Origin of the sequence: Plectonema radiosum NIES-515, from assembly GCF_025753815.1 — a bacterium.
Lineage (GTDB): Bacteria > Cyanobacteriota > Cyanobacteriia > Cyanobacteriales > Nostocaceae > Hassallia > Hassallia radiosum_A.
This window is the reverse complement of record NZ_JAOWRF010000171.1, coordinates 1-19,070: the sequence shown is the minus strand read 5'-3', so window position 1 is coordinate 19,070 and position 19,070 is coordinate 1. Positions and strand designations below refer to the sequence as shown.

Genomic DNA, 19,070 nt, shown 5'->3' with positions numbered 1-19,070 from the left:
TGATGCAACACTTAATAAACCCAGCAATATTTTATATGGTTTTGAGTCGCTTCTAGAAATTGTTTGAAGCGCTGATTTAAACCAAACGAGAGCGCTAAAAGTTACAAGAGTCTTGTGTGAGGAGCTTTATGGGTAGATTATATTTTACTTGAAGCGAACACCAATACCACTTTGGATGCTCAGAGCAGAAGCAGAGCTATTTTTGTAGGCATCAATTCCTAAAGTAGCATTACTGTAGAGCAAGAAATTTTTACTAACTTCCGATTCTACCCCAGCAGTTACAGCTACGCCATCTTTGTTGCCGAGGGGAGTTGGTTTGCCGTTTGCTTCCACAAAAGAGTAACCAACACCTAAAAAGGCGTTAGTGTTTTTAGCAATACCCACATCTGCGGAAACTTGAGGAATAATAGCAGTTGTTTGGTCGCTCCAAAGAACATGACCCCGTGCTGAAAATGGAGTATCTCCTAATTTCAGACGACCTGTAAGATTACCACCAAATGTTGCCGCATCACCTGTTTGTCCACCATTGGTAACACCAACTCCCACACCAGCACCAACATAGCTGGCATCAGTACCTATTTTGGTTTCAGCATCAGCTTGACCGGCAGAGAGAAAAATAGGAGCAACTACTAAAGAAGACAATGCAGAAATTGTCACAAAAGACTTGATAAAGCGCTTCATAATGTCACCGAATTTGTAGGTGTTGCATTTAAACTCTAGGTCGAGAATCGATGAAAAAAGTTCCAGAAAATATCGATATTTTCTGAATAACTTGTGACTATTAATGCATGTCTTTGAGAAGATAATTAGCCAAAAATCGGAATAAGCTGCGATCATTACGGAGATTTATCTTTATATCCGGTATTTTGTTACATAAATAGACAGTTTTTTAACTGGTACAAACTTGAAAAATAAAAGTTTGTCTACTTAAGTAAAAAAACAACCTTTCTTAACGGTGTAATTTCTAAATTTAGAAGTAGTCAAGATAAAATGTAGTGTGATATAAAAATTTCGTAGTCGGCGCTTCAGCGCCAAAAAAACTAAAAATCTAATGCATTAATTTAGACTAGCCATGCCCCTAGGTGCGTTACAGACATTCGTCGTAAACCAAAAATATGGTTTGACGTTTAATTTGGTTGGTCTACTTATCAAGTGCGGATATAAAGTTGATTGTTGAAAATTATCCACTGAATAATAATGCTAACTACGACAAAAACGTTGTCTGGTTTGATGGGTTTGTGTATTGGTGATGCAATAGGAGTCCCAGTAGAGTTTACTAGCCGTGCTGAACGAATTAAATCGCCAGTAACATCGATGCAGGGTTACGGTACTTGGGATATGCCACCAGGCACATGGTCTGATGATAGTTCATTGACGTTTTGTTTAGCAGAATGTCTTTGTAACGGTTTTTCTTTGGATGCAATCGCCAATTCATTCTGGCGCTGGTATGATGAAGCGTACTGGACTGCTCGTGGTGAAGTATTTGACGTTGGTAATACCACATTTTTAGCGATCGCCAACTTGAAACAAGGAATTCCACCCTTGGAAGCTGGAGGAAAGACGGAAAAAAGTAATGGTAATGGTTCTTTAATGAGAATCTTGCCTATGGCTTATTATCACAAAAGCTTAACTTTTGCCGAATTGATTTCGCGGGTACACCAAGTTTCTTGTATTACCCATGCTCATATGCGCTCCCAAATCGCCTGCGGTATATATATCAGTATCGCAGTTTGTCTTTTACAAGGACTTGATCCGCAAGCAGCTTATTTACAAGGTTTAGAAAACGTTCGCCAAATTTACTATACATCTGAATACGCTTTGGAAATGCCGCATTTTTCCAGAGTCTTCAGCGACGAAATTGACAAGTTACCACTCGAAGAAATTAGTTCTAGCGGCTATGTTCTTGATACTTTAGAAGCCTCGCTTTGGTGTTTATTAAATAGTTCTAACTACGCCGAGGCAGTACTCAAAGCGGTAAATTTGGGTGGAGACACTGATACTACTGCCGCTGTTACTGGTGGGTTGGCAGGAATTTACTATGGGGTGGAAAATATTCCCTCAGAATGGATTTCGCAAATTGCCCGAAAACAGGACATTATGAATTTAGCAGAGCGTTTGGCAGCGGCTGTTTACACTTCCATAAATTAATTATGCGTTGCCCGAACCCAAGAGACGTAGCATTGCTACGTCTCTACGTCTTTTCTACCAGATGACTAATGATTAAACAGTAGACAAAGAATATACCTGACCATCAATTAGCAGTCGCGTGATTCCCTTAGCTTGCAGATGAGTTCGCGCTTTGTGGAGCATTTTACTATCGGGAACTTTAATTACGCGATCGCGCTTGGTAGAGAAGCGCTTTGCTACTCGGTGGTTATCAAATATCGGCAAAGTTCTTTGCTGAGTTTCGATGGTGGGAATTTGCCCCAAATCGCCAAAATCCTTTAGTGGTCGAGTGATTAATTCTGAGGAGCGATCGATTACTAAATAGCAAGTTTTGGGCAAATGAGCTGCCGACAACGGCAAAACTTGCACCGCTACTGAACCATTAGCTCGTCTTGTGACTAGAGGTCTTGAGTCCTCAAAGTCGTCATCTTCCTCATCTTCCTCATCGAAATCATCATCATCATCATCTAAATCGTCGTCTAGATCGTCTAAATCCTCTGACTCGTCTAGCAAGTCCTCGCCGAGCATTTGCGCTATCACCGTCGGGTTTGGAGGTTCACCCTCTAACATTGGGCTGGGAATATTAGTTATTACAGTCGGCTTTTGTTCTAAAAGTTCTAATTGCTCCCCAACTACTTGTCTTGGTATCGGTGTCGGTGCTGACGAACGCCGGCGAACCCGTCTGTTAGCGGCTGCTTCCTCGTCGGTTTCATCTTCTTCGTAAGGTTGTGCCTCTACTACTGGCAGTGGAGGCTGAACAACTTTGACTTTTGGAGGTGCGTTGCGCGGACTTGGCAAAGAAGTTTTCGGCAATTCCGGTGGAAAGCTTTCTTCCTTGGGAGTTGCTTTCACCTCGATTTGTTTGACTTCTTTATCTTTTTGCGGTGTTATATTTGCCTGCACTTGGTCATAACTTACCTGCGCTCTGCCTTCAGGAGTTCGGGCAGCACGCTTTAAAGAAACGAGGTATTCGTACTCGTCTTCTGGTAATGTACTTTTGAGCAAGCGACTAATTGTCGAATTACTAACTTCATAGCGTTCTGCCAAAGTTGAAGTTGTTTCGGCAGTCTCTCGATATAATTTAAGAATTTCTTGTTTATCAGAATCTGTTAGTTTTCTCACGGTAGACACCAAAATTTTTGTTAAGCTCGTTTTCGTCCGCCGACACGCCGCGATCGGCTCAATGATGCGTCATATTCCAAGGCGGCACCCATGCCAAATAACACTCCACTCATTACCCAAAATACCTCTAGTATCTCTCCACTTTGATAATTGGGAATCCAATTAGTGGCGTATTGAAACCACATATCTGCTATGTAGAGCGAAAATACTGCGGCTGCAATCATTCGCCAAGACAAAGAAGCTCGTCCGCCCCAAAAAGCTAGCAGTAGCGTGGTGGCGATAATTAACAATAACACGTCGCTGACAATGTAAACGGTACTTAAAATCAGAGCGATATTTTCTACCCCTGATGGCACTTGTTCGCTGACTTGATCTACTCCTTGTGGTTGATGAGAAATCAGCCACGCCAAAGCGCTGCCAAATGCTCCAATTGCCAACACAATCATCCATTGCCATTTTTCCAGATTGAGTCGCCTAGAAGCAACTGCTAAAATTACGCCTACACCAAGGAACAAATAAGTCACCACAAAAAATACATCACCTAGGGAAACGATTGGCTCTTCTTTTAATACTATTTCCGTATAGCCGAAAAATATTCCGCCGAGAAAATAAGAAAGCATCCCGATGCCAATTGCCAGCCAAACATTGCGACCACTGACAATTTGCGGACTGCGCCAATTCCTTAAGCATAATATCCCGGCACTTAAATAAGCCAATGCTTCAAAAATATTTGTACCAATTACGTACCAGGCTGCACGACTTTGTGTGCCGTCTGCTCCTGGAATTTTGGCACTAAATAACAAAAAGTACAATAGTGCCAGCACACCCCAGGCAATACTAGCCAAAACGATGTTTTGAGTGGTGAACAGGGATTTAGCAGGGTATGAATTGTTATAAGATGCTCTCATATGGCTTAACTGTATAAATGCATTCACCGCAGTATTTTAGCAATTGGGTGTAGTCAGCGGTTGATGTGAAACCTAAGGGGTTCATTTAAATGTTTATATACTACAAAATTTAAATCCCCAAAATAAACTGCCGATGATATGCTTGGTTATTGCCATAGTTTACTCAGTGGAGATTGATTTAGCCAACTAATAAAGTGCGATCGCTCCCCCGATGGCATATCTTGTAATGTACCAGCCACAAGTTTTGCAAAGTTGGCATTGCCAAAATATCCTTTCCCCAATCGATGCAGTTCTTGCAAAAGCATAATTACATGATTTTCTTGCCAAGCTGGAAGTTTGGCTAACTGCAATGGGTCGATAGTTAGCAAGTTATGAGCTGTTTCTGATGAGGATACCTGATAAAATTGCTTTTGTTGCAAAACTTCGGTAATATCTTTCTCAAATAATGACGCTTGTCGAGTCCCTAAGAGCTCTTCAATGTCAATATAAACCGCTTGCAGCAGCAATAAACTGGCTTGGATCAAAATTCCTATCTTGCTATGACTACCAGTGTCACTGTCTAGTTGCTCTAAACGGATTTTACCCCAAACGCTGTAGCGCTCCGGTTCCTCTAGCAAGACACACGCTTTACCTCGGTTATCAGTTAATTCCCTCCACAAGGCTCTAGCTTCTTCCTCTTGATTAGCCTTGAAGACGCTAATCAAACGAAACGTTAGCTCCTGATAATGGAGGATCGGCACTTGCTGATCCCGTTTTGGGTGCTGAATCGATGATATTTCAACATCCTGCCGTTTGAGAATAAACATGGCACACCGAAATTAACTTTTAACACGGGCATTCTTGATATGCTATCTATAATGGCACCGCCAGCTTATTGGCTGATAGTGCTTTGTTCTTGGCTTTTGGTTTGAGCGCATCCACCCTCACCACTCATTCACAACACAATATACAAATAGCAACACTCCCTAAGTGAACGTTTTTCGTCTAAATTGGTAAGAACCCAATTTCTTCAAGCCACTCGAAGTGAAAATGCATAATCTATAATAGATTGCATTTTGTCCTTAAGCACGTATATAATAATTAAAGACTGACTCTTGTGGGAGCCAGTATTTTAATCTGGGTGTGTAACTCAGGGGATAGAGTAACTGCCTTCTAAGCAGTCAGTCGCAGGTTCGATTCCTGCCACACCCGTTTGAACTAAATACCAACCCTCAAGCATAGTCATATGATAGGTAGCTTTTTCACGCAATCAAATATTAGTCCTAGATTGCTGCAACGGCATCGATCGCAGACCCAACACTGAAAGGATACTTAATTATTGCACCCGTCGTTTGCGAGCATTTAGCTTTTGATTTTGTCGCATACAACGAAGACAAATGTTACAAAATCCAAGCTAAATATTCAGGAGACCTCGTTATACTTTAAAAGCCTCCTTCTATACGCTTTGAAAATATAGTTTCGCTCTCTTAGGAAAATTTTGCATTTGCCAGTAGCTGATAATATAAATTCACCCATGTTTGTGATTAAATCTAGTGGTTGACCTTTTTTTTAAGTTTTTCGAGCTTTTTTAAACCATTCTTTACGCTTATTATCTGTGCTAAAAGCAGCCTTGACTCGAAGTCTTACAAATGTGCTACTAACGACTGCTATTTGAGCAAAGGTGAGAATAAGAGCTTTAGACATAAAATTATTTAAATTAACATAAAATACTCTTTAAGCTCGTAGTGAGCGGTTCACCGCTCATATCAATCCTTTTAAGAGAACTTTTTCTCAAAAGCTGACTTACAAAAATCAAAACGGTTGCGTATAAACTACAGAAAAATACAAACCATCTTCTTGCAAAGAATTCCTACGTGAATCTACAGAAACTAAAGGAATACCCCAGTCAAAACGAGCATTGATTCTGTCGCTTTGCCACAATAACCCCAGCCCAGTTGAAGCAAGACTATTAGGAGCATTGGCAACCTCTGTACTAGTACCACCAGAACCAGTGCCAAAATCAACGAATGGAGTAATTTGTAGCACACCTCCCACTTGTGGAAGGCGCAAAATTGGATATCTGAATTCGATAGAAGCCAAAAAAGCTTTATCGACTAGCAACAAATCTTGACGATAACCGCGCACGGTGCGTTGACCTCCCAAACCAAACTGCTCTAAAGGCACTAATGGTCTATCTGATAATTGAGCATCGGCACGAACTAAGAGTAATGTATCTGGAGCTAAAAGCCTGACCCACTGTCCTTGTCCTCGCCAGGAGAAAAATTGACCATCGGGTGCATTTGGGTTAATCGTAGCATCGAAGGCATCTATGCCAAAACTAAATTGCGATCGCCCTGCCAATACCTGTCGGCTATTGCGTTTAGTCCAATCTTGAAAAAACCGTAATATTGATAACCGTGTCTCTCCATCCCTAGCACCTGGAGAAGGAAATGGCAATCGTTCACCGATAGATTCTAAAAAACCAACATCACTTTCCCGACGAGATGCAGCTACTCCCAAAGCAAATTCTTCGTTGGGGGTTTGCACTATCGGTTGACGCAATGTGATGGAAAAATCTTGTGATGTTCCCTGGATATCTAAAATGTCGAACGGTTTTTCAATTACACGGCTATTTGTGTAATTGTAGCTAAATTGCAACGTTCCATTATAAGCATTTATCGGCAGGGTGTAGCTTGCCTCAACATCGTTGCTACCATCAGTGTTGGCGTAAGCAACATTTAAATTATCTCCCAATCCCGACAAGTTAGCTTTCTTGAGTTGAATTTGCCGCTGAAAGCTGCCAATACTGGGAGAGCGATTATTATCTAAGCTAATTTCAGCGGTGAATGTCTTTGTTTCACTTGCTCTGACAATTAATATACTACTACCTGGACTTGCCCCAGTTGCCAGTTCCGCAGAGATACTTTTAATTAGTGGATTAAGTTGAAGCAGTTGCAGTGCTTGTAAAAGCTTATTTACGTTCAGGGGTTTGCCAGTAGCTACGGCAAGACGACTGCGGAGATAATTAGGGTTAAGCCGCTTTAAACCCCTAATTTGGATGCTTTCTAAGCCACCTTCCACAACTTGAATGGTGATAGTACTTCCCCTAGTTCTAAAGGTTTGGTTAGCGGGGATGAATGCGCCGGAGGTAATATAACCTTTATCGCGGTATAGTTTAGTAACTGCTTCCGAAGCTTGTAGTAGTTGAGCAAAAGTAATCGGTTTATTGATAAACTCTTTGGTAGCTTCCGCAAATTCTTGAGGGCTGAATACAGTATTATCAATTACGTTAAAGCGATCAATTCTAATAGTTCCCGAAAACTGATTGGTAACTACCTCCGGAGTAGTCGGTGAAGGTGGCACAGATGAAGGAAACAACTCTTCTGGTGGTGGAAGAATCGGTGGTTTGTCTGGGATGAGCAGGGGATTGTTCTGGTCTGGTCGGGGGAATATATCTGGTGATGGTTGAGTTTGGGCAGTTTCAATTGGCTGGAGAATTTGAGCGGTATTCACCGATGCTGGAAATTCTTCAGAAATTGCATCTAACAGGGTCTGGTCATTAATTTCTACAGTCTCTTGAGGTTGAATCTTTTGGGTTTGACTAGATGGGATCGTAATATCTGCCCTAGTTTCTGCTAAGGCAATGTTTGGATATACGGCTCCTACTTCCACGAAAATTATCACAAATCCCAATCGAATATATACCTGTTTCCATCTGTGGCTCATTGAGAGTCACCTCTCTCTAAATTTGTGTAATTTAAGTTATGGTGTTCAATTTCTGCGAATTTATACGGGCAATCTCAAAATTGACACTCACAGTATATTCCCTTACAAAAAGAATTTTTGTTAAATATTTTCAAAAGTCATACTTTCGCAAAGCAAATTACATCTGAATAAACATCTAAGAGTGCTTATTGTTGCTCTGTAATATTTAAAATTAAGATTTATGAAATTTAAGCAAGCCAACTTTTCTTTTTGCAAAAAGCCGTCAAGGGAAGTACGGGGCTTTAGACCCAATTTTTCGGGAAAGTGGCATCTGGTACTACTTGTTGAGCTTAGACTTTTACAGATGCGTTCAGCGCTCCTGCAAGAGCTAAAACTACTACCCAAGACAAGCGATCGCATCTTTGTTTTCTGCCCATAGCCATATCAGTCAGTTTCTCTGACAATCTTTCAGTAGTTTCACTTGTAATGGTCACATTGGGTAATTATTTTTTTCTCAAAACTAATTAAAAATAATACCTACAGGATTTTCCCGGCAAAACAAACGTTTTATAAAAAAGGAGGTTAATAATAGTGTCAAAATTTGCATTGACTGGGGTTGTTTTTTCCAAACCCGGAAGATTTTACTTGCAGCTTCCTGGGTCTTGCACTGATGTCGCATTAACCGCAAATACTCGCGCACGATCGTCAGATGTGGTAAAAATTAACATAAATTTACATTTATGATTAAATCCGGCTGTAGTGAATGCGATCGCCTATTTTAATTACATTCACCCTCTTGATGAGTTTCCGTTTGTTTGAAAAGAGTGATACATTGTACCTTCAGGAGCAAGGCGAATAGCTGTGTTATAGTCAGTCATTGCTTTTAACTTATCGCCGATCTCATAATAAAGCTGACTGCGCCAAAGGTAAAACAGCGGGTTGTCTGGATGAAGATTAATCGCTTGAGTGTAATCTTCTATTGCTCCGTCTTGATCTTCTAGATTTTGGCGACGCAAGTTAGCGCGTTCAGTGTAAAGATAAGCATCATTAGGACGAGTACGAATTGCATTATTGAATAGAGCGATCGCTCCTTGAGTGTCTCCTTGTTTAAAAAAGGTACGAGCTTGTTCAACGTATGCAGCATCAAGGCTCTGTTTAGTTTCAGATACTATACCAGCAGAAGCCACTTTCTGCTCCTTTTTTGGTGTAGGCACAGATTCTGCTGTTGTTGCTTGATGCTTGCCCGAATTCACGGCTTTATAAACTAAATTAACAGTGGAGCCAAAAACTAAGCCAACTCCAACTAAAATCAGAATCACCGACGAAAGACTATGCTCGCCACTGTAAGGATTATTTTCATAGCTTTGAAAATCTTTGGGCAGAGAATTTTCGGCAAACAGAATGGCTTGTTCAGGTTGAATTATCGCTTGCTCTACCACAGTAGTGGTAGTTTGCAGGGGTGCTACACCAAGGAATTTTTTATTCATAATCTAGTTGCTCTACACATGACACAGTGTTTTTATATTGAAAATCAAAAACAACACAATTAAGGTTAATATCTCTGTCAGCTAAATTAACCGGCGTTAGATTAAACTTGATATTTAACCAAGTTTTTCCGACAAAAGATATTTAGATTATTTAATTTTGCCAGAGTAACTCACTTTTGACTTCTGTAAATAGAACTAGACCAAAAGGAAAACTAATACTACATAGTAAAGCATTACGCATCGGTCATTTGATCGAAACGCAACATGATTTTTGAAGAAATAATTAAATTTTGACTTCTGTAAATAGAACTAGACCAAAAGGAAAACTAACACTACATAGTAAAGCATTACGCATCGGTCATTTAATGGAAACGCTAGATGATTTTTGAAGAAATGATTAAATAAAGGGATATATTTGAAAAGTATTTCCCAAGATAGATGTGCGGGCGATGGCTCTTATGGCGAAAATCAAGCAATACTAGACTTGGGAAAGGTGAAAGGGTATGAACAAACATGGATTTACAGCGTATTGCAAGTAAATAAGGTACATCCACCCGCGCGATCGCAACTCATTCTTACTCAAAATAATCTGTATAACATTTAACTTAATACTTAATCGCCCTCCTAATTTATCGCGTAACTACTATAGCGGTTCTCAGTTGAGTGAGCGATTAATTTATCACGTTTGGCTTCATGGTGAAAGCGAACTTCGGGATAACCGCTCCCATGCTCCCCGTGAAGTAAGAAGTAAGTGTCTAGACTTGTCTAGTATTTATATAGCAGCTACATAAAACCTCACTCAACTGAAAGTTGATTCTTCAAATTCTTAGAATTACTTGACAATGGAAAGGAATTGACTTGTATTGCAATACGCTTGGTGTTAAGAAATTGGTGGTAAAAATTGTATCTATGTAGAGACGTAGCAATGCTACGTCTCTACGAGGATTTGGGGCTTAACTGAACGGTATTGACTTATATTGAGCAGCGCAAAAAAAAGACAGCTTATAAAAATAACTGTCTCTTTTCAACTGATTATTCAAGGTAGCTTTACAAACATTCTTGCTTTTTAAACCAGGTTTCGGTTGAGAACGGTAGTTTTTTCTAATTAGGGTAAAGCTTATAACTCAAGCTAGAAGTAAATTATAAGCCCTTATATAAAACTCCAGCTTTCAAAATGGACGAGGTTTAATTGCTTTGATTGGTTGTAATAACTTGAGGTTTTAATTGATCTGGGAGCAACGGTTCACTGACCAAATTATCCAAACCTACGCTGCTTGAGGTGAGCAATGCTTGCCAATCTGCTTTTAATTCGCCATTATTGGGATTGGAGGAAAGCGACTGGGCTAAACTAGCAAGGCTATCTTGCCAAATGCCGGCTTCTGCGTAAAGATTGGCACGCTGTTGAGGACTTGCTGTTGCTAACTTGCTCGCTAGTTGAGGAGCTGTTTTAACACGCTTGATAGCACCTTCGACAAACTTGTCTTTGGAGCGTTCTTGAGGGTCGCAAACTATTGAGAATGACCAACGATACACCTTATTTATTTCTAGTGGAGCCTTATTAAAAGGAATACTGACTATTCCACCTTTGTCACTTGATTTATAGGTTTGCTTGTATTCTTTATTTTGATCGCGTAATACAAGCTCTAATGTTGCAGAAGTTTGCGGAACGTAGAAAAAGAAAGTAGGGTTTGCTTGTGTTGTTAACCCCACGTTAGAATTGGGGACTACAGCAGTTAGAGGATTTTGCCCGGAAGAGCACTTTTTATCTTGCGGAGATCGCGACCCACCTGCTACCCGTCTGCCTGGTGCTTGTAGATCTTCTGGTGCTTTAAATGTTATTCGAGCTTCTGCGGGTGTCAAAGGAATCAGGAAAGACAACCCGAAAACTACAAATAATAGTTTTGCCCACAATCTTTGTTCGTGAAAGAATTTCATAGAAATAATGTTGCGACTAAAACCCCATTAGTTATTGGACTAACAGCCGCCCCCTCCATACTTAGTTGACAAAATTGTGCACATCTCTGTGTTAAATATTATAAAGTAAAATTTTCCCAAAATTCCTATAATTACATGCAAAAATGTTAATTCTTATATTGTTTATGAGTTTAAGCTAGCTTGTTTGGGATTATTTAAGATTATTTCCTAATGTTCAGTTTCGCTTTGGTAGCTACTAGACGTATCGATGTTATCGCTAGTGTAATGTATGGAAAACTGTTTGCGCGATCGCCTCCCCGTCGGTAAAATTGCGATGCTCCACTAGCTGGTGATCCTTCTTTCCCGAAAGTGGAAATTATCGAATCGAGTTGACTGACACTTTACCCAGTGACAAAAATTGAGAGCTAAATATCTCCAATTTATCTAAGAATACATCTGGCGAATAGGAGGTCTGACCCCTAATTTTACCAAAAAACCAACGTAAGAGACGTTCCGCCCATGAGTGTCTCTACAATTATTAGACCTCTTGCAAAAGTCCTTATTTTCATTATCTTCTTTGCGCCTTTGCGCCTTTGCGTGAGAAAAAAAATATTTATGCAAGAGGTCTATTGTGTGGAATGACGAAAAATCCTTATATAATGCCAGATGTATTCTCTAAGAAGTCGGGAATCTAAAGAAGACAAAATCGCGTTGCTCCCCTTGTTTGAAACTAAACTTCTAATTTATAACTTTTGAATTCCGAAAAAATTACTCCACAAAAGTCAAGAAAATTTTCGCCATACTAGAGCCAAAATAACGGCGTAGTTTATTAGGGTGATAGTCTTTTGCAACGTCGATGGATTTGTTCGGCAATTAATTAGAATTAAATTATTGGCAGTCGTTATCGATTTGGTGAATAGTTAAGTCAAGGGCCTGAAAATAAAGATAATTAGTGAGGGTTAGACATTGGGTGCCCTCGCAATGCCCCATACCCCAGGTCGCCGAAAACCATCATCAAAATCAAAATTTTTGGAAATCGATATTGACAGGCTTGCACAAAAACTGTAGATTCGGAAATGTTGCAGTTAATAAACGGGTTGCTTAGGGTAAGCGCCATTGGGACAAATAAAGCTTGTCTACCAATGAAAAAAGTATTTTTGTCAGCAATGATGAAATGTAATTTTGTTATTATTGGTTTACATAACCCGACAACATAGTTGAAGAGGGGTAAAGGGTAAAGGAATAAAAATAATATTTTCATGAAGAAGTCACCAAGTCAGAATAGAACGGGAGCAAAGCGCGAGATATTATCCTGGATTATGGCGTAGCTGTATTCTCAATTATTTCTGAATAAAACTAAAATTATCCTGAAGACAGCATTTACTGGCTGTCTTAAAGAAAAGCAGCGACAAGAGGAGAGATAAAAACGATGAGGGATTCTTATCTGTTGGCAGCAAGCTTGTTGACAGGATTGGCAATACCAGCATCGGGTCTTCCACAGTTATCGATGATTCAACTAGAAAATCATCCAGTGGTGTGGAATTTAAAACAAGGTTCGCTGTCAAGTGTAGGTGAGAAAGTCATCCCTAGTGTGGAAATCTCCTTACCAGAATTCAGCAATCAGGTATCACCTTACTTAAAGAGTTTGCCACCAACTGTAGAAGAGAAAATCGCCCCTAGTGCGGAAATCTCTTCACCAGAATTCAGCAATCAGGTATTGTCGGCGCCAAAAGAGTCATCATTTAAAGTAGATTCTCAACCAGCAGATGCGACGCTGGTATCGGGGAAAGAACTTTATTACCAAAGATTAGGTGCTTTGAAAACAGGTCAGATTTACACGCGCTTCGATGATGATAACATGCGTGAAGCGTTAGCGGAGCGTGTCGCAGACAAGCGATCGCCGTCAGGGGAATCGCTTGTCCGATCGAGCAGTAAACATCAACTAACTTATGAAGACTGGAAAAGTTTATTAGCCTTAGAAGGGAAAGCGATCGCTCGAGGTCAAGGAGCAAATCATCTCAATGTTTTAGTTGGTGATTCTTTGAGCATGTGGTTTCCTGCTCGAAAATTGCCGACTGGGAAATTATGGCTGAATCAAGGAATATCTGGAGATACTTCCAGTGGTGTATTAAAAAGATTATCTTTCTTTTCTAAAACGCGACCGGATGTGATTTACGTCATGGCGGGAATCAACGACTTACGCAATGGTGTTAGTGATGAAACAATTTTGCGTAATCACCGCCGAATTATTCGTACACTAAAACAAAGTCACCCAGAAAGTTTAATAATTATCCAATCAATTTTGCCTACTCGTCAGCCGAAAATTCCGAATACCCGAATTCGTCATATTAACGAGCAACTTGCCTTAATTGCCAAAGAACAACATGTAAATTATCTGAATATCCATAATTGGTTTACAGATTCTGATGGCAATTTACGGGAAGACTTAACCACAGATGGTTTACATTTGTCAACCCGTGGGTATGATGTTTGGCAATGGGCACTACAGCAAGTAGAAACTAAAATCACAGCTAACAAAAGTAAGCGATCGCTTAAGTAATGTTATTAAAAAACTACTAATGCTATCAACTCAGTTATCATCCAAACTTTCGTTAGAAGAATTTCTGCAATTGCCAGAAACCAAACCAGCTAGCGAATACGTTGACGGAAAAATCTGCCAAAAACCAATGGCTCAGGGAAAACATAGCATAATCCAAACTGAGTTATCATCTGCTATCAATCAAATAGGTAAATCAAAAAAGCTAGCGTTAGCATTAACCGAGTTACGCTGCACATTTGGGGGACGTTCTTTGGTTCCAGATATTACTGTATTTGAATGGTCACGCATCCCAACTGATGAAAATGGAGAGATTGCCAATAGATTTGAAAGCTATCCAGATTGGACAATTGAAATTTTATCACCCGATCAATTTCCTAACCGCGTCATTAATAAAATTATTTTCTGTATTAACCAGGGAACAAAACTAGGTTGGTTCATTGACAATAATGATAAATCAGTGATGGTATTTGAACCTAATCAATTGCCAGCAGTGAAATATGATAATGATAAATTACCTGTTATCAATGCTTTAGCAGATTGGCAGATACGAGCCGCAGATATCTTTAGCTGGCTAAAACTTAATTGATTTCGTAGTAAGCACTAAGAGTGCTTTAAATAAGCACTCTTAGTGCTTACTACGAATAAAAATTTAGACTTGAATCAAAGTTTCGCGATTTAAAACTTGATTTAACTTCCCGCTACGATAACCTTCTAAATCCAAAGTTACGTAGATAAATCCCAAATTTTGAAATGCAGAAACTATTGTTGGTAAATCTGTCGTTAGCACAAACTCTTTGATTTGTTCTGGTGGTAATTCAATGCGTGCGGTATCTCCATCAGAACGCACCCGCAAATTCTTTAAACCGAACTTCCGCAAGTAAATTTCCGCTCTTCCTACTCGTTGTAACTTAGCAACAGTAATTTCTTCACCATAGGGAAAACGGGAACTCAGACAAGGTTGAGCAGGTTTATCCCACCAGGGTAAACTCAGTTGTTGCGAAAGTTGACGAACTTCGACTTTAGAAATATTAACTTCTGCTAAAGGCGATCGCGCACCTCTTTCTTTTGCGGCACGAATTCCTGGGCGATAATCATGTAAATCATCAGCATTCACCCCATCCACAACATAGGGATAACCCAACTTCAAAGCCAAAGGTTTGAGAGTGTCGTGCAGTTCACTTTTACAAAAATAACAGCGGTTGACAGGGTTAGATGTGTAATTAGGATTGGACATCTCGTGTGTCTGGACGATTTGATGAGAAATCCCAATAGTTGCCGCTTGAATCTTGGCATCTTCCAACTCCTCAGGCAAAAGACTTGGAGAAACAGCCGTCACAGCCAAAGCGCGATCGCCTAAAATATCATAAGCAATCTTAGCAACCAAAGTGCTATCAATACCACCAGAGTAGGCAATTAAAGCCTGCTCCATTTCTCTAAACAAAGTTCTTAGTTGCTCAAGTTTCTCTGTCAGCATCATTTGCAGATCCACCCAAAACCGTATTCAGCCTAACAAATTCTATTGTAGGCACGTGGTATGAAAGATGGGGGATTGGGCATAGGGCAATGGGCAATGGGAATTAAAGAAGTTCAAGAAAGCAAGTGCGTGAATAAATACGATTCTTTCTATGCCCCATGCCCTATGCCCCATGCCCTAGTTTGCTGTATTTTGCTACCAAAGTTGCTAAAAGTGGCAAATCAATCGGTTTAGAAATATAGCCATTAACTCCAGCTGCGAGACAGATTTCGCGATCGCCTTTCATTGCCATTGCTGTTTGGGCTATTATCGGAATCGTTTTATACTGCTGATTTTCTCCTAGTTGTTGTACTAGCTTCAAACCATTTTCACCTGGTAAATACACATCCATTAAAATCACCGCAGGCTGCAACTCTGTGAGAGCTTGCCACATTTCGGCAGCATTTTTTACCCAAGTTACTTGATAACCCAATTTTTCTAGATAAGTTTTTATCAGTTTGGCATTGGGAAAATCATCTTCCACTAGCAAAATTTTTGATGATGAGGTACTATATAGATTCCCCCCATTTCCCTCATCTTCCGTAGAGACGTTCCCCCGGAACGTCTCTACCCCCTCTTCTCCATCTGCCTGTTCTTGCGTCAGGGGAAGTACGATGGTAAAACGGGAACCTTGATTAACTTTAGATTCTACTTTCAACCAGCCACTGTGAATTTCGACGAGTTTCTGAGTCACTGCTAATCCTAAACCAGTACCTTCATCACGACTGGTAGCAGTATTGGTAATTTGAAAATAAGGTTGAAAAAGTTCAGTTTGGTTTTCTTTGCAGATACCAGCACCAGTGTCCCAAACTGTAAAATACATAAATTCACCCTTGATATCTACCTTTAACCCAACGCTTCCTGTGGTTGTAAACTTGATCCCGTTGAACAATAAATTTAACAGCATTTGCTTGAGTCGCAAAGAGTCAGCTACGAGAGTTGTGATATTTGGATCTACCTCTAGACACAGTTTCAAATTTTTATTAGCAGCTTTTTCTTTCAGTAAAGCGAAAACATTGCGACAAAGTGTTAGTACATTTACAGTTTCCCACTGTACCTCTAGCTGATTTGCTTCAATTTTTGATAAATCCAAAATATCGTTAATTAAAGCTAGCAGGTGCTTGCCGCTGGACTGAATAATATTTAAATACTCTTGGTGACGTTCTCTTGCGGGATCGTAGCCTTGGGCTAAGAGCAGTTGAGTGAAACCGATAATAGAACTAAGCGGTGTGCGAATTTCGTGGCTGGTATTTGCGAGAAACTGGTTTTTTAGTTGATTAGTGCGCTCTAGTTGCTGATTAAAGCTTTCTAGATGTTGAGAACATTCCTGCAAAGATTTTATTTGTCGCAGTTGTGCCAAAGCTACCGCACATTGATTAGCGGCGCGAGCCATCAATTTTGATGTAAGTTTAACTTGTGGTGCTTTTAGTGACTCGCTACTAGGTTGTTCTAATTCTGTGACGATAATTAACCAGCTCGCAAAGCCGCCAAAATCGGAAGCTAACCGCCAAGCATTCGGTGGTTGTTGGTTTTCTAATTGGTGTAAATTTTCAATGTTTATTGTTTGTTGCAAGCTCAATTGCTGCTTTTTTACGGCGTTGGAAATCAGTCTGGATGAAGACCCAGAAGCATAGCAAATTTTGCCAACTGTTTCTTGTGGTGCAAAATTGGCGATCGCCACTTCACCGACCTTTAAAGCACTATTGAGTTCGTTTACAACTGTCTGGAAAATTTCTGCTTCTGTAGTACAAGTAGAAAGTAGACAATCGTTGAGACGACTTTGCAACTTATTTAAAGTGCATTCTAGCCACAAATCGGCGCGAAGTTGCTCGATTGATGTCAAAAGTTTTGTTCTTGTATCTACCTGAGAATTCTGTTCTGGTAAGCTTGAATACTGCTGCATGGTCAACTAGACCGCTGAACAAATATTAGTTTCCATCGAGATGCGAATCAGACTTTATGTATACTGGGATACGAATTATTCTTATTTATAGCTCATAACCGATAGCGTCTAGTGTAACGATATGCATAAATGACATTATTAGAAAACACAGTAAAAAATAGCGATAACAAAACAAACTGGCTTTGGTGAACCGATACAATGCTGGGGACGGATACTACAAGCACACGGGTAGCTTCTAACAGGCATCCACACAAGTCACTCATGTGGTTCTAACACATAAATCTACAAAATGGCTTTTTTTTTACTAAGGTAATTAAAGACTGGGAGATGGGGCATGGGGCAGGGAAGCAGTTCTTGACAATTCTTGACAGGGGGAGAAGGGAGAATTTATCTGATTTTCAATGCGAGCGTGCCCATTGCCCACATTATCCATTCCCCTTCTCTAAAACTGACTTAAGAATATGAATGTACAACTAGCTCAATTAATTGTTAACGGAATTGCGGTGGGGAGCATTATTGCTCTGGCAGCCGTTGGACTTACTTTAACCTATGGGATTTTACGGTTATCTAACTTTGCTCACGGTGATTTTCTCACATTGGGAGCTTATTTTACATGGCTCTTAAATAATCTTGGGATAAATATTTGGGTGTCGATGTTGCTAGGGGGGGTAGGAACGGTAGCGGTAATGGTGTTGTCGGAAAAGCTGCTGTGGTCAAGGATGCGCTCTATCCGTGCTACTTCTACTACTCTGATTATTATGTCCATCGGACTGGCATTATTTATTCGCAATGCCATTATATTCATTTGGGGTGGTAGTAACCAAAATTATAATTTGCCGATTACCCCTGCTTTAGACATTGCGGGTTTAAAGGTGCCGCAAAATCAATTGTTAGTTTTGTTCTTAGCGATGTTGGCAATTTTGGCGCTGCATTATCTTTTACAAAATACCAAAATTGGTAAAGCGATGCGAGCCGTTGCCGACGATTTGGATTTGGCGAGAGTTTCTGGTATTAATGTTGACTCTGTGATTATCTGGACTTGGATAATTGCCGGGACGCTCACATCCTTGGGAGGCAGTATGTACGGGCTAATTACAGCTGTGCGCCCGAACATGGGATGGTTTTTGATTTTACCTATGTTTGCCTCAGTGATTTTGGGGGGAATTGGCAATCCTTATGGAGCGATCGCAGCGGCTTTTATCATCGGTATCGTTCAAGAAGTCAGCACCATCATTCCTGGACTGGGTTCTCAGTATAAACAAGGTGTAGCGCTGTTCATTATGATTCTGGTGCTGCTAATTCGTCCCAAAGGTTTATTCAAAGGTACGATTTGAGCAACACCAAATGTCAAAGTTAGGAGTTAAGAGTCAAGAGTGAAAAATTAACAGTTTTATAACTCTTAACTCCGCTCCTCCTAACTTCTAAATCCGCGTCAGCAACTAAAAGTTAACCAGATGGAAGTAAATTGCTGCTATCAGGAAATTACCAGCTAGGAGAAATAAACTGATTCCAGTGCGAAAGGGAAAAGGAGCTTTAGCACCCGTTTGAGCAACTTCTGCGCCGACTTTTGGATTTGCAGGTTTCTTGGCTTGAGCTGTCATAGTTTCCTCTCCTAATTACAATCTTCTTAACAAATAGCAAAGAGTCGTCATATTTAGCGACACTCATCAAAAATATTTTTGTGGATTTTGTACCCTAAAACAGCACCAGTCAACAAAATGTATCATAGGGCATTTGAAGAGGGGGAAAGGGGAAGGGGGAAAGGGCAAGAAAGAAAAAATATTTCTCAAGAAAGCTCCCCAGCTCCCCCTTG

At 40.2% G+C, this 19,070-nt stretch carries 16 protein-coding genes, 1 tRNA gene and 1 pseudogene; 6 read left to right on the top strand and 12 right to left on the bottom strand.

Annotated elements, in window-relative coordinates:
- Positions 1 to 144: 144 nt before the first annotated feature.
- A complete protein-coding gene (locus OGM63_RS11310) occupies positions 145 to 681 on the bottom strand; it encodes a hypothetical protein (protein ID WP_263745641.1) in 537 nt (178 codons plus the stop codon).
- A 516-nt stretch (positions 682 to 1,197) separates the two neighbouring features.
- Between OGM63_RS11310 and OGM63_RS11305 the strand changes: the two genes are divergently transcribed.
- Positions 1,198 to 2,148 carry an ADP-ribosylglycohydrolase family protein gene (locus tag OGM63_RS11305; RefSeq protein ID WP_263745640.1) on the top strand — a complete coding sequence of 317 codons (951 nt, stop codon included), beginning with the start codon at positions 1,198 to 1,200 and terminating at the stop codon, positions 2,146 to 2,148.
- Between the two features lie 72 nt (positions 2,149 to 2,220).
- Here the strand turns inward: OGM63_RS11305 and OGM63_RS11300 are convergent, their stop codons facing one another.
- The 3 genes from OGM63_RS11300 to OGM63_RS11290 all read right to left on the bottom strand — a co-directional run bounded on the left by OGM63_RS11300 (position 2,221) and on the right by OGM63_RS11290 (position 5,002).
- On the bottom strand, positions 2,221 to 3,288 hold the full coding sequence (locus OGM63_RS11300; protein WP_263745638.1) for a transposase: 1,068 nt from the start codon (positions 3,286 to 3,288) through the stop codon (positions 2,221 to 2,223).
- A 20-nt stretch (positions 3,289 to 3,308) separates the two neighbouring features.
- On the bottom strand, positions 3,309 to 4,196 hold the full coding sequence (locus OGM63_RS11295; protein ID WP_263745637.1) for a hypothetical protein: 888 nt from the start codon (positions 4,194 to 4,196) through the stop codon (positions 3,309 to 3,311).
- Positions 4,197 to 4,342: 146 nt separating this feature from the next.
- Positions 4,343 to 5,002 carry an Npun_F0813 family protein gene (locus OGM63_RS11290; protein ID WP_263745636.1) on the bottom strand — a complete coding sequence of 220 codons (660 nt, stop codon included), beginning with the start codon at positions 5,000 to 5,002 and terminating at the stop codon, positions 4,343 to 4,345.
- A gap of 312 nt (positions 5,003 to 5,314) precedes the next feature.
- Between OGM63_RS11290 and OGM63_RS11285 the strand changes: the two genes are divergently transcribed.
- Positions 5,315 to 5,387, top strand: a tRNA-Arg gene (locus OGM63_RS11285).
- 213 nt (positions 5,388 to 5,600) lie between these two features.
- Here OGM63_RS11285 and OGM63_RS11280 read toward each other — a convergent pair.
- The 4 genes and pseudogenes from OGM63_RS11280 to OGM63_RS11265 all read right to left on the bottom strand — a co-directional run.
- Positions 5,601 to 5,804, bottom strand: a pseudogene (locus OGM63_RS11280) (ISLre2 family transposase); the annotation flags it as partial.
- 183 nt (positions 5,805 to 5,987) lie between these two features.
- Positions 5,988 to 7,901 (bottom strand): ShlB/FhaC/HecB family hemolysin secretion/activation protein, encoded by a 1,914-nt coding sequence (locus tag OGM63_RS11275; protein ID WP_263745635.1) that lies wholly within the window; start codon positions 7,899 to 7,901, stop codon positions 5,988 to 5,990.
- Between the two features lie 329 nt (positions 7,902 to 8,230).
- Positions 8,231 to 8,374 (bottom strand): hypothetical protein, encoded by a 144-nt coding sequence (locus OGM63_RS11270; RefSeq protein WP_263745634.1) that lies wholly within the window; start codon positions 8,372 to 8,374, stop codon positions 8,231 to 8,233.
- 294 nt (positions 8,375 to 8,668) lie between these two features.
- A complete protein-coding gene (locus OGM63_RS11265; protein WP_263745633.1) occupies positions 8,669 to 9,367 on the bottom strand; it encodes a tetratricopeptide repeat protein in 699 nt (232 codons plus the stop codon).
- A gap of 415 nt (positions 9,368 to 9,782) precedes the next feature.
- On the opposite strand from OGM63_RS11265, the gene OGM63_RS11260 reads away from it, so the two are divergent.
- Entirely contained in the window at positions 9,783 to 9,971 is a 189-nt protein-coding gene (locus tag OGM63_RS11260) for a hypothetical protein (protein WP_263745630.1), read from the top strand.
- A 581-nt stretch (positions 9,972 to 10,552) separates the two neighbouring features.
- Here OGM63_RS11260 and OGM63_RS11255 read toward each other — a convergent pair.
- Positions 10,553 to 11,302, bottom strand: coding sequence for a DUF928 domain-containing protein (locus OGM63_RS11255; RefSeq protein ID WP_263745629.1), 750 nt, complete (start codon positions 11,300 to 11,302; stop codon positions 10,553 to 10,555).
- A 1,408-nt stretch (positions 11,303 to 12,710) separates the two neighbouring features.
- Here OGM63_RS11255 and OGM63_RS11250 point away from each other — a divergent pair.
- Positions 12,711 to 13,841 (top strand): SGNH/GDSL hydrolase family protein, encoded by a 1,131-nt coding sequence (locus OGM63_RS11250; RefSeq protein ID WP_263745627.1) that lies wholly within the window; start codon positions 12,711 to 12,713, stop codon positions 13,839 to 13,841.
- Positions 13,842 to 13,860: 19 nt separating this feature from the next.
- Positions 13,861 to 14,427, top strand: coding sequence for a Uma2 family endonuclease (locus OGM63_RS11245; protein ID WP_263745626.1), 567 nt, complete (start codon positions 13,861 to 13,863; stop codon positions 14,425 to 14,427).
- 63 nt (positions 14,428 to 14,490) lie between these two features.
- Here OGM63_RS11245 and larE read toward each other — a convergent pair whose 3' ends face one another.
- On the bottom strand, positions 14,491 to 15,315 hold the full coding sequence (gene larE, locus OGM63_RS11240) for an ATP-dependent sacrificial sulfur transferase LarE (RefSeq protein WP_263745660.1): 825 nt from the start codon (positions 15,313 to 15,315) through the stop codon (positions 14,491 to 14,493).
- A gap of 163 nt (positions 15,316 to 15,478) precedes the next feature.
- Positions 15,479 to 17,257, bottom strand: coding sequence for a hybrid histidine kinase/response regulator HrmK (gene hrmK / locus OGM63_RS11235; protein ID WP_263745625.1), 1,779 nt, complete (start codon positions 17,255 to 17,257; stop codon positions 15,479 to 15,481).
- Positions 17,258 to 17,718: 461 nt separating this feature from the next.
- Between hrmK and OGM63_RS11230 the strand changes: the two genes are divergently transcribed.
- Positions 17,719 to 18,591, top strand: coding sequence for a branched-chain amino acid ABC transporter permease (locus OGM63_RS11230; RefSeq protein ID WP_263745624.1), 873 nt, complete (start codon positions 17,719 to 17,721; stop codon positions 18,589 to 18,591).
- A 105-nt stretch (positions 18,592 to 18,696) separates the two neighbouring features.
- Here the strand turns inward: OGM63_RS11230 and OGM63_RS11225 are convergent, their stop codons facing one another.
- Positions 18,697 to 18,858 (bottom strand): photosystem I protein PsaX, encoded by a 162-nt coding sequence (locus OGM63_RS11225; protein WP_263745623.1) that lies wholly within the window; start codon positions 18,856 to 18,858, stop codon positions 18,697 to 18,699.
- Between the last annotated feature and the right edge of the window lie 212 nt (positions 18,859 to 19,070).